Here is a 14,201-nt window from a genome sequence, read left to right as displayed (position 1 = left end):
AAAAAAAATTATTTTCCTCTAATTCCCTACTGATTTTTTTATGATACAACAAGTAGGTGTTGCCCTTTCCAATAAATGAGACAACTAAGCTTTAATAGAGAGAATACAAAAAATCAAACACAATGGAGTCTTGTCATGAATCTCGTTGAACGTTTTATTTCTTATACAAAAGTTAACACCACGACTAACAGGGAAAATGGCGCTGCTGGTATCATGCCTTCATCGGAAGGTCAGCGAGTGCTTGCACTACAATTAGTGGAAGAATTAAAAGCGTTAGGTGTTGAAGATATCAAAATTCGCGATACCGCGATTGTCACAGCGACACTTCCTTCAAACCTTGATTATGATGTTCCTACGGTTGCCTTTTTTGGTCATCTAGATACCAGCGCTGAACAAACGAACGATACCAAAGCGCAAATCCTACCTTATAAAGGCGGTGACCTTTGCTTAAACAAAGAACTTGATATTTATCTGCGCCAAAGCGAGTTTCCTGAATTAGAAAATTATATTGATGACGATATTATCGTGACCGATGGCACAAGCCTATTAGGTGCTGACGACAAAGCCGCTATCGCCTCTATTATGGATATGCTGCAGTACTTTAAACAACATCCTGAAGTTAAACACGGTACAGTTAAAATTGGTTTTGTACCAGATGAAGAACAAGGTTTACGTGGTGCAAAAGCCTTTGATACTAAAGAATTTGGTGCTGATTTTGCCTATACCTTAGATTGCTGTGGTATTGGTGAATTAGTATATGAAAACTGGAATGCGGGTGATGTTGAAATCACCTTTACAGGCGCATCAGCGCATCCAATGTCAGCCAAAGGGAAATTAAAAAACTCACTGTTAATGGCACATAAATTTGTTGCTATGTTACCGGGCGGTGAAGCACCTGAATATACCGAAGGCCGTGAAGGTTATTATTGGGTAAAACAATTAGCAGGTAATAGCGCTCGTACTGTATTAAAAATGGATGTGCGTGATTTCACCGAAAAAGGTTATGCGCACCGCATGGCATTTTTAAAACAACTCTCAGATTATTGTGAAAGTTTATGGGGTGAAGGCTCTGTCACTTGTAAACTAGCAGATCGTTATGCCAACGTGTTTAATAGCCTGCAAGGTGATAACCGCTATCCTATCGATATTGCAGTGGCTGCTTATGAAGCGAATGGTATTACACCTCGCCCAATCCCAATGCGCGGTGGTTATGATGGCGCTGCACTCTCTCAAAATGGTCTGCCTTGTCCTAATATTTTTACTGGCGCTCATAACTTCCACTCTATTTATGAATATCTGCCAGTTAAGTCGCTTTATGCGGCGAGTGATGTCTTAAAATCTGTCGTTAAGATCACCGCTGAACGCTTTGCACCTGGAGCTAAAGCATGATCCAAATTCTTGCGGTCTTAATTGTCGTTGTTATTGTCGCTAGAATGATCTTGAAAGGATATAAAGCCGAACCTGTTTTGTTAGTGGCTGGTTTAGCCTTAATGGCGCTAACGATGATGTTTGGTTGGGGAGACATTCTTCCTAAAAATGTCAAAACAACAGGTATTGGCTGGTTAGATCCTTTTGAAGTAATGCGTGATCTCTTTAGTAGCCGTGCGGCTGATCTTGGTTTAATGATCATGGCGCTGATGGGATTTGCACATTATATGGATCATATTGGTGCCAATGAGGCCGTTGTCCGTGTTGCAACTCGCCCATTGAAAAATATGCGCTCACCTTATGTGTTGCTATTTTTCTCATTTTTACTCGCGAGTATTTTGCAACTTGCTATTCCTTCAGCAACAGGATTGGCCGTTCTATTAATGGGTACAATGTTCCCGATTATGATAGGGCTTGGCTTATCCCCCGCTTCCGCGGCAGGCGTGATTGCAACCTCATTGGGCGTTGCTTATACCCCAACAGCAATTGATGCCATTCGTGGTGCAAAAGCGGTTGATTTAGGGGTTGTTGAATATGTGCTTTATTACCAAGGACCTGCGGCAATTGCTACCGTATTAGCCGTCGGTATTACACATATCTTCTGGCAACGCCATTGTGATCGCAAAGCCGGATTTGTGCCTCAATTAGGCAAAATGTCTGAAGAAGCAAAAAGTGATAAAAATGTCCCCGGCTTTTATGCCTTACTGCCAATGTTACCTATCATTATGGCAGTGAGTTCATCAAGCCTATTTGTTGAAGGCATTCACCTTGATGTCGTCACAATTGTATTGATTTCAATGGCGATTTGTATGCTGATTGAAACATTACGCTTACGTGATTTTAAATCCGTGTGTGCGGGCTTTCAGCATTTCTTAAAAGGGATGGGATCTGCATTTAGTAATGTTGTGGGATTATTAGTCGCAGCGGGTGTTTTTGCTCACGGTATTAAAGTCAGTGGTGCAATAGACAGCCTGATCGTTATGGCAGAATCTGTTGGCTTACCGCCATTTGCAATGGCATTGGTCTTCGCTATCGTGACATTAGCTGCCGCGATTATTATGGGTTCAGGTAATGCACCTTTCCTTGCCTTCGTTGAACTTATTCCACAAATTGCCCATAGCATGGGTGTAAACCCAATCGCGATGATTTTACCAATGCAACAAGCGTCACATATGGGACGAGGTATGTCTCCAGTGGCCGGTGTTATCATCGCGGTATCGAGTGGTGCAAAATTACAGCCGTTTGATGTTGTAAAGAGAACAGCAATACCGCTGATGGTAGGTTTTGTATTCCATAGTGCTATTATTGCTATCTTCTATTATTAATAAATATACCTGAAGCAATAGCTGTTGCTTCAGGTTATTTTCAAATAATAAACATATTAAAAATAAATGAAGATAATTTATTGTTATTTTCATAAATAAAAAATTAGTTATATTTTATTAAAAATACATTTACCCACTCATTTAAAAACAAAAACAAAATCATTAAACTTATGAAAATATTAACAAAATAACAAGATATTATTCTTATACATCAGAGGATAAAACGCCTATTATCTGTTTTGTTAAAATGATGACATGATATTAAATGCACTCACTCATTGCCATTTATTTTAACTATTCTGAGTTAGCCCACATTAAGTATAATAATTGTACTAGCAATAGAACTGTGTATTCGTTCTATTGCATTTTTATTTAATCTTATTATTAGATATTAAAACCATCTCATTCTTTTTTATTTCTCACCACTTCTTTTTAAGAAAAAAACACAAAACGCCCCTCTTTTTATCAATAAATACTGCAAAAGAGCCAAAACGGTTGCGTTATCTTTGATATAGAAAAAATTACCAATCTTAAAGTTAAGAAAGGTAATATTTTCTCAAATTTTATACAATCTTAGTAAATTCAGAAAAAACTTTCTCCCATAAATTCAGTATGATGTTTGTATTAAAAATAGAATAACCCATTGAATTCTCATACTGTTTATTGGATGCATGCAATGAAAGAACAATTATCTTCTCGTTGGAAAATATTGATAGCGGCAGTTAAGCAACAAGTAAAACCCGCTTTAGGTTGTACAGAACCTATTTCGCTTGCATTAGCGGCTGCAACAGCAGCAAGTTACTTACAACACGCGATTACCCGCATTAGTGCTGAAGTCTCTCCTAATTTAATGAAAAACGGTATGGGCGTAACCGTACCAGGTACAGGCATGGTGGGATTATCCATTGCCGCAAGCTTAGGTGCCGTTGGTGGTGATTGTAAAGCAGGTCTTGAAGTATTAAAGAATGCAACACCAGAGCATGTTGAGCAAAGCAAGGCACTATTAGCCGCGGGCATTGTGAATGTTTCAATTAAAAAAGCATGCCAAGAAGTTCTATATAGCGAAGTGACTGTTGAAGATGGTGAAAACAACGCAACAGTCATTATTGCGGGTAACCATACTAATATTGTTAAAATTATTCATAACGGTCATGTTGTTCTTGATAACACTTGTGCTGGCGCAGAACAATCTGCATCACCTTGCGAAATAAAAGAAACATTAACCCAAACCAATACTCAAGAAATTTACCAGTTTGTTACCCAAATTCCCGTAGAAGAAATTTCTTTTATCCTTGAGTCAGCACATTTAAATGATGCGCTATCAAAAGAAGGTTTGAACAATACTTATGGTTTACATATTGGGCAAACTTTACAACGCCAACAACAGCGTGGTTTATTAGCAAAAGATTTATTATCAGAGATTATGATCCGTACTTCTGCAGCCTCTGATGCGCGTATGGGGGGAGCTGTTTTACCCGCCATGAGTAACTCAGGCTCTGGTAACCAAGGTATTGCCGCAACGATGCCTGTTGTCGTGGTTGCTGAATATTTACAAGTTGGCGAAGAGAAAATGGCAAGAGCTTTAATGCTTTCCCATTTGCTGGCTATTTATATTCACCATAAATTCCCTGCGCTATCTGCGTTATGTGCAGCAACAACCGCATCAATGGGCGCAGCTGGTGCAATTGCATGGCTAATGGATGAACGTTACGAATCTATGGCGATGGCAATTAGTAGCATGATTGGTGATATCAGCGGTGTGATTTGTGATGGTGCTTCAAATAGCTGTGCGATGAAAGTCTCAACGGGAGCGAGTGCAGCTTATAAAGCTGTGTTAATGGCTCTAGATAACACTTATGTGACAGGTAATGATGGTATTGTCGCTCATGATGTTGATTCTACAATTGAAAATCTATGTGCGCTCGCAAGTCGTGCAATGCAACATACCGATGTTCAAATTATTGAGATCATGGAATATAAAGCCGTTGCTAACGGCTAATTTAAGCATTTAAAAAAAGCACCCCATAATGTTGGTTATTATGGGGTGAAACATAAGATCCTAGGAACAGGACCCTCCTCAAGTCAGGAGCTTATCAATATTCGTTACTGCTATTTACGGCTACTACATTTCAACTACTAAGTTTCAACTACTACGGTTACTTAACTACTTTACTTCTTACTGCTTTCTAACACTCACTACAGGGTATTAGGTTAAGGAGCCTTCTCTTCTGTGCTAGGCATCAATGCATCAAAATTGGCTCTTATCTCTTCTTCTGGTAATTGAATACCAATAAAGACTAATGTGCTTTGGCGAGTCTCATCTTCATTCCATGGTCTATCCCAATCAGCACTATAAAGACGTTGTACACCTTGAAATAACAAGCGATTAGGTTGATCTTTAATATTTAAGATCCCTTTATAACGCAATAGATTATCAGCAAAGCTTAATAATAATTTTTCCATTACGTCTGAAACTTCTTGTAGCTCAACGGGATAATCAAATTTGAGTACAATCGAATTGATGTCATCTTGCTTATCAGCCTGATAACGAAACAGAGGCTGTTTTACATCGAGATTATCGTTCAACATAAAACCTTTTACGTTAAACAGTAATCCTAAATCAATTTGTCCATGGATCACGGTATTCACAGGCGCTCTGGCATTAATGCGTCTTAATCGTGCCATTAATTCTGGAGAGGCTGGTGTGATATCTGTTTTCGTTAACAGAATGCGGTCAGCATAACCAATTTGTGATTGTGCAATCGTAAATTGATCCAGTTGTTGCTGAGCATGGACATTATCAACAAGCGTGATAATGCCATCTAATAAGTAGCGCTGGCAGATGATCTCATGAGAAAAGAATGTTTGGCTAATAGGACCTGGATCAGCCATGCCTGTACATTCAATAACTAATCTATCAAATTCGATTTCACCGCGATCTAGACTGTCACATAAGTCTAATAGCGTATCTTCTAATTCATTCGATTTACTGCAACAAATACAACCATTGGTCAGTGTTTTAATTTGAGTCGCCCTATCACCAATGATTTCGTCATCAATAGGTACTTCACCAAATTCATTTTCAATGACGGCAATTTTATAGCCATGCTCTTCATTAAGCATATGACGTAAAAGTGTTGTTTTTCCTGATCCTAAAAAACCAGTCAGTATTGTCACTGCAATAGGTTCCATCATTTATCTCCTTTTCGGATCATTAGCAACAGCGAAAACCGCCTTTACCATCACCACCACCATAACGGGCTTCCTGACGTTCACGGAAAAACTCGTTATAGGTCATAACAGGCTTATCTGGATGGTTATCTTTCATGTGTTGCACATAATTATCGTAATCAGGAATACCTATTAGCATACGTGCTGCTTGTCCTAGATATTTTCCAGCTTGTCCTAAATTACCAAACATAAGTTTCTCCTAAGCCCCGTACTGGCAAGCCAGCACGGGGGTTTAACCTATCTACCTAAATTAGTGACCTGAGGACACTTTTACATCTTTTGGCATAGGAACATACGGTGTTTCTTGTGATGTATCTTCTGGGTTTTTACGCGCTTTCATTGCGGTACGGAAACCGTAGAAAATGATGCTGTAAACAACCACTAAGAACAGAATACTTAAGCCAGCATTGGTGTAGTTGTTAATTACAATATGATTCATATTGGTAATTTCAGCCGCAGTTAAGTCAGCACCACCAGCTAAGATCTTCGCTTTGTATTCATTTGCTAAGTAGAAGAAACCTTCCATTTGTGGATCATCACTGAGAAGTTTCAGACCTAATGCCCATGTTGTACAAATTAATAACCATACTGCCGGGATCACTGTCACCCAGATATATTTAGTACGTTTCATCTTAATTAAGATAACAGTACCTAATACCAGAGCAACTGCTGCTAACATTTGGTTTGAAATACCAAACAGTGGCCATAAGCTCTTAACACCGCCTAATGGGTCAACAACACCTTGGTATAACAGATATCCCCATAATCCTACGCAACCTGCAGTACCAATCACACCCGGAATGAACGAGTTTGTTTTCTTCAGGTAAGGGATAAAGTTACCTAACAAGTCTTGGAACATAAAGCGACCAGAACGTGTACCCGCATCTAACGCCGTTAAAATAAAGAGCGCTTCGAACAAGATCCCAAAGTGATACCAGAAGCCCATATCCGCAGCAGGAATGATTTTATGGAATACCATCGCGATACCAACAGCTAAGGTAGGCGCACCACCAGCACGGTTTAATACAGAAGGCTCCCCAATATCTTTCGCTGTTTGTAGAATTTCTTCTGGCGAAATAACAAAGCCCCATGAACTCACCGTTGCAGCAGTATGCACAGTAACTTCTCTTAACTGCTCCATAATAACTGCTGTATTTTCACCACCTAATTCATGAAGGTTCGGCATAGTAATACCTAAACCTGCTGGTGGTGTATTCATTGCAAAATACAGGCCGGGTTCAATGATAGATGCAGCAACTAATGCCATGATCGCAACGAATGATTCCATTAACATTGCACCATAACCGATAAAACGCGCATCCATTTCATTAGCGATAAGCTTAGGTGTTGTACCTGAAGCAATCAGTGCGTGGAAACCAGAAACGGCACCACAAGCGATAGTGATAAATAAGAATGGGAATAAAGCCCCTTTCCATAATGGTCCTGTACCATCGACATATTGAGTAACCGCTGGCATTTTCAGTTCAGGGTTTAGGATAACAATACCAACCGCTAACCCAACGATAACCCCAATTTTCAGGAACGTCGCTAAGTAATCACGAGGAGCAAGGATCAACCAAACTGGCAGTAATGCAGAAACAAAAGCATAACCAATAAGACCAAAGGTGATGGTTGTATCTTTAAAGGTTAGTGCAGGTCCCCAGTATGGATCGTGAGCAATAACGCCACCAAACCAAATCGCAGCAATCAGTAATACAATACCGATAACAGAGACTTCACCGACACGGCCCGGACGGATATAGCGCATGTAGATACCCATAAACAGGGCAATGGGTACTGTTGAACAAACAGTGAACACTCCCCATGGGCTTTCTGCTAATGCTTTAACAACGATAAGCGCAAGCACTGCAAGAATGATGATCATGATAAGGAAACAGCCGAATAAAGCGATAGTACCCGGAATAGGACCCATCTCTTTCTTTATCATCTCACCAAGTGAGTTACCATTACGGCGTGTTGAAATAAACAACACCATAAAGTCTTGTACTGCACCAGCAAGCACAACCCCGGCTAATAACCAAAGCGTCCCCGGTAAATACCCCATTTGCGCAGCAAGAACAGGTCCGACTAAAGGACCGGCACCCGCGATAGCCGCAAAGTGGTGACCAAATAAAACATAACGGTTAGTCGGAACGTAGTTCAAACCGTCATTATTGACAACAGAAGGTGTTGCTCGAGTTGGATCAAGCTTCATCACTTTTTGAGCGATGTAAAGACTGTAATAACGATAAGCAACTAAATAAACGGCAACAGAAGCAACAACTATCCATAGCGCACTGACGTGTTCACCACGGCGAAGTGCAACCACTGAAAGACAAAAAGCACCGATAATCCCGAGGATCACCCAAGGTACGTGCTTTAAAAATGCATTTTTGTTCATGAGACACCTTTTTTTCAGGCAAGACCGAACAGCCAAAGAGTAATGCGGGACAGCTGAGAATGATTTGAGCGAATATGAGAGACAACTGCCCGCTACTACATAATAAGAAGAATGAGATATGAACAGTGTGACAAAATCGCTTAGCGGTTGTATAACGAATTAAGCGGTCTGTTTTCTGAGTTGAGTGGTTCTGTCTTTTTGAAAAGGCTATTTTTTTGTGATCTAGGTAACAATTTTATTTCTTTCAATAAGTTAGAAACTCACAAAATAGAAGAAACCCTCCTTTTCACTAACAAAAAAGGAGGGTTTTTATAACATTATTTAATTGAATGGTAATTATTGGCTAAATTGAACTGATATTAAAAGCACATTACCTTTTCGGGTAGGTGAGCCATTAAAACGCCATTGGTATGCAGCATCAATAACGGCATTATCTATGCTCATGTCACCACTGCCAGATTTCAATAACACCACAGTAGGAACGCCTTGAGGGTCCACATCAAGTTGTAAGATCATCTCCCCTGTTTTAGCTGCTGTATCAGGGGCATTCACTTTCGGTAATGCCTGATCACTGGCTTTAATATTCGCCGATGAAAAATCAATACTAAATGCTCGATTTGATTGCTCAACAACTTTGTTGTTTAACGGCTTACGTATCACTTTACTATTCGGATCTGATGCAGGTATTACACGCTGAGCCAATTGAATTTGAGTTAAATCATCGCTGAGATAATCATCTGAAGGCTTAACTTCAATACCTTCAGGTAAATAACGCATATCCATTCTGGCACGTAAGGTTTGATAGCGTTCTAAGCGAGCGCCCTCAAGTGTATTCATTACCATGCGCATTTCTAACATTTGCATCAGCACACCAACACTTTCTTTTGATTTTTGCTGTGATGCTTTAGCAAATGCACCGGCTGCAATTTCGGGATCTTCATCAAGCCATGTAATGCCCCAGCCTAACCAGACATCTTCACGATCAGGCTCTAATGCAATAGCCTGTTCAAAATGAGTACGCGCTTTCAATAATAAGGTTTGCCAATACTCTTTATCTTGCGGATAAATTTTAGGAGAACTGGCTAAATTGTTGGTTCCTATGTTGTAATATTGCAATTCAAAACGTGCCACTGTTCTTACGATATCAACATTATCTTGATGAAGAGCGAGTTTTTCATTTAAAAAGCGAATACTGTTATCCCAGCTTTCATGGTTATTTTTACCATTAGGCAATGCCTGTAACTCTTTTAAGATGGCTTGTAACGCAGCACGCTTTTCTTGCTGTCGTTGAGATAATCTAGGGTAATAAGAAGCATAAGGATCATAGCTAGAACGAGTTGCTTCTCTTTCATTTTCTAATTCTGGCGCTTGTTTTTTCAATTCTGAATAAACATTTTCGGTAAGTGTTATCTCTTTAGCATCTTGTCTTGCGTAAGCTTTAACCAATTTTATTAATGTTGATTGTTGCTTAACGGCATACTCTTTCCAACCAAGACGGGTACTTTCAAAACGAACGGTCACACGTTGACGATATCCGTCTTTGTTTGGCATAAAACGCCAATGGCGAGCGGCACTCACTGCTTTATTATCGAATGCATCAACACCACTACTGTTTTGTACCCAAAGCCCTGAAATGCGCCCTTGAGGATCAACATCAACGGATAAAATAACATCTGCACGAGGGATATATTTTCTGATTGTTGGATAACGGATCTCAGTTAAGTTTTTTACTTCATTAGGTGATTCAACGAAAACTTCTCCGGGATACTCTTTTCCCATCATTGATTGCATTTCAATATAAGTGGTTGAATCATTATAAATTGCGTTACTCACTGGTAATCGTTGATTTGCCAACGTTGTAACATCGTCTGGTGGAGTGCTATTTTGTCGATAAAAACGATCTTCAATAACACGCGCTTGTAATATCTGATAAATCTGACGCTGATTTTCAGTAAGCTCTGAAATTGCTTTTTTCAATAATTGTTGCGCTGAAATATCATCATGACCTTGCTTAGCCAGTTTGAGCGTATCTGCCACCATTAACGCTAACATCGCTTTTTCAATTTGTGCATCCACAGAACGATGAGCAATATAAGTCAGTGCTAAAACTTGCCATGCCTCAGGCGATAACGGCGCAACAGCAATAACATTCATACCTGATTGCGTTAATTGAGCATCATTACTCGTTGAAAGGGAAGCTAATGCCTGAGCAACCATAATCTCAGGTTGATTTAATAGCCAGTCGCCATAAAAATTGAGTGTTTTTACAGCTTCCGCACGTTCTGACGTTCCCTTGGTATGAGCTAAATAAGCCTCTTTCGCTTTTATCGCTTCAGTCACATCATCGCTAAAATAATCCAATCCTGGTAAAGCAATTCGCGCTTTCTCAATAGCGCTAATCAATGCCAGCGCTTTCGGTTGATTAGACCGAATAACGTTACGGATCTCATTTTCGCTATTAACAACAAGATAATGATAATTTTGCCATTCTGATTGTTCGATATTTTGTAAAACAAAACGACGGCGATCTTCTAATTCATTTGTTGGGATCACCGATAATGACACACCCAGCGCCATTAAAAGCACGAGTCCACCACCACATAAATAGTAAATATTTTTAGCTCGCCACGATTGCAATAACATAACAATCGTCATAATAAGAGAGCCTAGCCATACTCCCAGCAAGAAATTACGCTCATCAAAGCGCACAGATGAGGGGAGAATTTTGCTATTAAAACTATCAATCAAACTAAAGGTTGAAACTAAAAAAGCTGGCAACCAAAAAGGAAACAGTAATGTTATAACGCCAATAATAATCAGGATCAGCTTTATTCTTTTTTTCATGTTATTTTCCCTAACCTATGGCTTTCTTTTCAAAATATGCATGGAAGGGAAAACAAAAATAACTAATAAAATAATGGCTGAAATCATTAAAAACATCACACTCAACATCGTTATTAATATTTGTTCAATATAATCAGCTTTAATTAAATCAGTAACCCAGCTAGAGCCTAAACTACCGCTGGCGCCTTGTGGAATAAAATTCATCAGCAATAATCCCAACAACACAGGGACTATCATGGCAATAGCGGTATGTAATACGACTTTGGGTACTTTATTTATTGCATTTTTAACTGCAATAAATATTGCTGGAGGCTGAATAGGTTTCGCTGGCGTAGCTTGGGCTGGCGCTTGTCGAATATTCGCATTTTGTACTCGTTTTTGACGAATTTGCTCGCGTTGCGTTTGGTTTTGTTTTTGAGTAATTGCAACTTGCTGTAACTTCGCCCCTCTTGCACAAGCTGCGCAAGCTTTACCTGCAAAATGCTGGTGGTTTTTATCTTTTTGACAAATAACTAATTGTTGCTTTTCAGGTTGTGCATATTCATAAAGTGCTGTCGTCCATGTTTTTGCACTTGGTCTTTGCGAAGGTGTGCCTGAAAAGGCTTTATCAAAGAGTGTTCTGAGTTTATCGGGTAATTGTTTATGTCCACTGGCGACATTAGGGGTGATCAAATTATGCGCTTTTACGCCATAACCATAAAAACGCCCTGCTATACGCCTTGGAATATCTGTAGGTACAGTGTCATTTTTAGGGCGACCACTAAAAGGATGGATACCAAAATTAAGCAACTGGAAAATAATAACGGCTAAGGCAAATCGGTCTTGCCACTCTTCTTGAGATTCTGGAACCGTTTGTTTTGCTTGAAACTCAGGGGCAAGATATTCAACGGTAAATTGCCCAGCAGGAAAGCGTGCATTCTCACCTTGGATACTAAAGCCATCACAATCGAGAAGAGACATATACAGACTTGATTTATAAAACCGCAAATTCAGCGGTTTCATATCAATAATACGGTGCCCTTGCTGATGCAAAGCATCAATCAACGAGCAAAGGTTATATGCAAGACTCACTTTCGCACCCATTCCTGTGGGTAAACCATGAGCTTTAGCTTGGCGCTCTTGAAGAATATACTCCAACTCAATCGTATTTTTGACATCAAGTTCCGGCATCACAAAGCCAACAAATTGTTTTTGGCTATTGTATAAACGAGCTTGAGGCCATGCGAGTTGGATAATAGGCGTATCGTTAACAGAAACGGGCTTTAATGCAGGTTCTAACTTCTGCATTGCCGTGATCTTTTTTAGATAATAAGCTTTATCAATTTTATCATGGTAAACTTTTGAGACTTGGAAAGGTGCATTATTAATATGGCTAACGCTGCCCGCACCACCGCTTTTTATCAAAGTACCTATTTGATAAATCTTACCATTTTCATCTTGTAGCTGTGTCGATAGTAGTTGTGTCGATATAGGTTTGCTTGGTTTCTGTTTCTTTGCCTTTACCACAACTCTTCATCCCTGATACAAATAACTAAGGTTTTATCATCGCCGGTGATTGAATGTGTTCGAGGATCAGCTAAAGTCCCTGCTAATGCCTCACTTCCGCTATCTTCTGATACTGTTTTTAAATAACGGATCACAGGAGTAATAAACGGTTCATAAAGGGCATCACACGCTTTATTCATCGCAAAAGGCTGTACACCATCAGACATCAAAATAACCTGTTTTACCGGTTTATTTAGGGGAATAACGCGTAAGTGCGCTTCCCAATTTTCTGACGTCACAAACCAAGTTTGATTCGCATATTCTCCATTTTCAGGCTGTGATACATAACTTGTACCATCGCAATACTCCACCACGGCAATGCCATCGCCTAAATGGAATAAATAGCCACTATCATCACCAACCCAACATGCAACCAGTGTTGATGCATATTCATTAAGCGCACACTGCTTTATTTCTGCATATTCAGCCAGTTGGAGGCGAATATCTTCAATAAGTTGTTTAGCCCCTTGGATTATCTGTTTTTCGGTTAACAAATCAATGTTTGGCCACTCTGTAATACGTAGCGTAAATAACCGGGCAACGAGCTGAGCGCCTTGTTCACTATAACGAGAAGAGCCAGCGCCATCACAAACAGCAGCGATAAGATATTCACCTTTACGACGAATAAAATAAGCATCCTGACAGGGAATTTGACGTTCTTGATGGGCAATACCTGTCACAGATGCCCCATAAGCTAACCAATCATTCATCAAACAGGTACACTCGCCCAAGAATCAGTTGAAGGTAATTGTGCTGTGCCACCCGGTGTTGATTGAGAAACCACCTGCATACTGGCGCTTAGCCACAAGAACAGTTCTTTAAATTGCAGCCCTTTAAGCATTTTCACACCATTAACACCATTACGGCTAAAGCTTCCCATGACTTCTGCTGATGCACCATCAACCATAATAGGAAATACCGCTGTTTTTTGGTTTTCTTCTGCTTGACGACAAAGCTGTGCAGCCTGCTCCCATTGGTCTGTCGGAACACCATCAGACATTAAAAATAGCCAAGGACGAGTATAAGCAACACCCGCCTGTTTAAAGCGCTGTTTTTCAGCTTCTATTTCTTCAAGTGCGAGCGTAATGGCTTGCCCCATCGGCGTTGTGCCATTAGCTTCTAAAACAGGCGCTGTAAAGTCCATCGCATCTTTCCAATCACCATGAACCGTACATTGGTCATATCCGCCATATTCAATAACCAGAATACGTACACGTTTAGCCGCAATTACATCGTTTTTAAGCTCTTGTTCGAGTAATTTAAGCCCTTCATTTAGTTGTTGAATAGGTTGACCATACATACTGCCAGAGCTATCTAGTACTAAGATCAGAGGGGTTCTTTGTTCACTATTATCAACCAAGGCTACGTCTGGGATCATAAGATGCTCCATCATTCAGTTATTATTTTTCATGATAGTAATTAATGTA

The 14,201-nt window shown here is 39.9% G+C and carries 10 protein-coding genes; 3 read left to right on the top strand and 7 right to left on the bottom strand.

The window, feature by feature from the left end; all coding sequences use genetic code 11:
- The first annotated feature begins 135 nt into the window (after nucleotides 1-135).
- The 3 genes from pepT (at nucleotide 136) to QQS39_RS03915 (ending at nucleotide 4,752) form a co-directional block, all read left to right on the top strand.
- Nucleotides 136-1,389, top strand: coding sequence for a peptidase T (gene pepT, locus QQS39_RS03925; protein WP_151434348.1), 1,254 nt, complete (start codon nucleotides 136-138; stop codon nucleotides 1,387-1,389).
- Nucleotides 1,386-2,753, top strand: coding sequence for a C4-dicarboxylate transporter DcuC (dcuC, locus tag QQS39_RS03920; protein ID WP_088493653.1), 1,368 nt, complete (start codon nucleotides 1,386-1,388; stop codon nucleotides 2,751-2,753). The genes pepT and dcuC overlap by 4 nt, the downstream gene beginning before the upstream one ends.
- A 676-nt stretch (nucleotides 2,754-3,429) precedes the next feature.
- Complete coding sequence (locus QQS39_RS03915) at nucleotides 3,430-4,752, top strand: L-cysteine desulfidase family protein (protein ID WP_285805415.1); 1,323 nt, start codon at nucleotides 3,430-3,432, stop codon at nucleotides 4,750-4,752.
- A 212-nt stretch (nucleotides 4,753-4,964) separates the two neighbouring features.
- Here the strand turns inward: QQS39_RS03915 and yjiA are convergent, their stop codons facing one another.
- The 7 genes from yjiA to QQS39_RS03880 all read right to left on the bottom strand — a co-directional run bounded on the left by yjiA (nucleotide 4,965) and on the right by QQS39_RS03880 (nucleotide 14,152).
- Nucleotides 4,965-5,945 carry a GTPase gene (gene yjiA, locus QQS39_RS03910; RefSeq protein ID WP_285805874.1) on the bottom strand — a complete coding sequence of 327 codons (981 nt, stop codon included), beginning with the start codon at nucleotides 5,943-5,945 and terminating at the stop codon, nucleotides 4,965-4,967.
- Between the two features lie 22 nt (nucleotides 5,946-5,967).
- Complete coding sequence (locus QQS39_RS03905; RefSeq protein ID WP_004245057.1) at nucleotides 5,968-6,174, bottom strand: YbdD/YjiX family protein; 207 nt, start codon at nucleotides 6,172-6,174, stop codon at nucleotides 5,968-5,970.
- 60 nt (nucleotides 6,175-6,234) lie between these two features.
- Nucleotides 6,235-8,385: a carbon starvation CstA family protein gene (locus QQS39_RS03900; protein WP_151434344.1), complete on the bottom strand. Its 2,151-nt coding sequence runs from the start codon at nucleotides 8,383-8,385 to the stop codon at nucleotides 6,235-6,237.
- A 336-nt stretch (nucleotides 8,386-8,721) separates the two neighbouring features.
- Nucleotides 8,722-11,229, bottom strand: a complete 2,508-nt coding sequence (locus QQS39_RS03895) for an energy transducer TonB family protein (RefSeq protein WP_285805414.1) — start codon at nucleotides 11,227-11,229, stop codon at nucleotides 8,722-8,724.
- A 15-nt stretch (nucleotides 11,230-11,244) separates the two neighbouring features.
- The gene (locus QQS39_RS03890; protein WP_151434342.1) at nucleotides 11,245-12,735 is read right to left on the bottom strand and encodes a DNA-binding protein; all 1,491 of its coding nucleotides are present in this window, start codon (nucleotides 12,733-12,735) and stop codon (nucleotides 11,245-11,247) included.
- Nucleotides 12,729-13,484, bottom strand: coding sequence for a PP2C family serine/threonine-protein phosphatase (locus tag QQS39_RS03885; RefSeq protein WP_285805413.1), 756 nt, complete (start codon nucleotides 13,482-13,484; stop codon nucleotides 12,729-12,731). The genes QQS39_RS03890 and QQS39_RS03885 overlap by 7 nt, the downstream gene beginning before the upstream one ends.
- Nucleotides 13,484-14,152 carry a vWA domain-containing protein gene (locus QQS39_RS03880; RefSeq protein ID WP_265576159.1) on the bottom strand — a complete coding sequence of 223 codons (669 nt, stop codon included), beginning with the start codon at nucleotides 14,150-14,152 and terminating at the stop codon, nucleotides 13,484-13,486. Before QQS39_RS03880 ends, QQS39_RS03885 begins: the two co-directional genes overlap by 1 nt.
- Nucleotides 14,153-14,201 lie beyond the last annotated feature (49 nt).

It is taken from the genome of Proteus appendicitidis, assembly GCF_030271835.1.
In the GTDB taxonomy this organism is placed as follows: domain Bacteria; phylum Pseudomonadota; class Gammaproteobacteria; order Enterobacterales; family Enterobacteriaceae; genus Proteus; species Proteus appendicitidis.
This window is presented reverse-complemented; position numbering and strand designations above follow the sequence as displayed.

Coding starts and splice junctions, on each gene's coding strand:
- pepT (WP_151434348.1), top strand. CDS start 136: ATGAATCTCGTTGAACGTTTTATTTCTTATACAAAAGTTAACACCACG.
- dcuC (WP_088493653.1), top strand. CDS start 1,386: ATGATCCAAATTCTTGCGGTCTTAATTGTCGTTGTTATTGTCGCTAGA.
- QQS39_RS03915 (WP_285805415.1), top strand. CDS start 3,430: ATGAAAGAACAATTATCTTCTCGTTGGAAAATATTGATAGCGGCAGTT.
- yjiA (WP_285805874.1), bottom strand. CDS start 5,945: ATGGAACCTATTGCAGTGACAATACTGACTGGTTTTTTAGGATCAGGA.
- QQS39_RS03905 (WP_004245057.1), bottom strand. CDS start 6,174: ATGTTTGGTAATTTAGGACAAGCTGGAAAATATCTAGGACAAGCAGCA.
- QQS39_RS03900 (WP_151434344.1), bottom strand. CDS start 8,385: ATGAACAAAAATGCATTTTTAAAGCACGTACCTTGGGTGATCCTCGGG.
- QQS39_RS03895 (WP_285805414.1), bottom strand. CDS start 11,229: ATGAAAAAAAGAATAAAGCTGATCCTGATTATTATTGGCGTTATAACA.
- QQS39_RS03885 (WP_285805413.1), bottom strand. CDS start 13,484: ATGAATGATTGGTTAGCTTATGGGGCATCTGTGACAGGTATTGCCCAT.
- QQS39_RS03880 (WP_265576159.1), bottom strand. CDS start 14,152: ATGATCCCAGACGTAGCCTTGGTTGATAATAGTGAACAAAGAACCCCT.